The sequence below is a fragment of the Polaromonas sp. P1_G2 genome (assembly GCF_056405515.1).
This window is the reverse complement of the sequence record NZ_JBFUBY010001592.1, coordinates 1-380: the sequence shown is the minus strand read 5'-3', so window position 1 is coordinate 380 and position 380 is coordinate 1. Positions and strand designations below refer to the sequence as shown.

The following is a 380-nucleotide window of genomic DNA, read 5'->3' as shown; positions in this document are numbered from 1 at the left end:
CGTCACGCCCGCCATCAGGAACATCAGCATCGGATAGAAGCCGTAGCGGCGGCGGTTGGTGTCGATGTCGGCGAGGGAAAACAGGCCGGCCAGCAGTGCGACGATGGCAGCGGCGAGCGCCATCAACGCACCGAGCACGTCGACGGTGAAGGCAATACCGAAGGGTGGCAGCCAGCGGCCCATGACCATGGTCAGCGGGCCCTCGGTGGCGACACGGTGGAGGAGCATGGAATCGAGAAGGACGAGGAGCGACAAGGCGCCGAGGGCAAGTGGAGCATGCCATCTGAGACGCGTGCGGATCGTGGCGAGTATTGCGCCGGCGGCGATCATCAGCGCCACCGGCAGGATGGTCAGCCAGGCGGCGGATGGTGTTGAGGCGG

Annotated in this window: 1 pseudogene; it reads right to left on the bottom strand. The window is 66.3% G+C overall.

Annotated features, from left to right (window positions below):
- Positions 1-380, bottom strand: a pseudogene (locus tag AC1D0P_RS31690) (hypothetical protein); the annotation flags it as partial.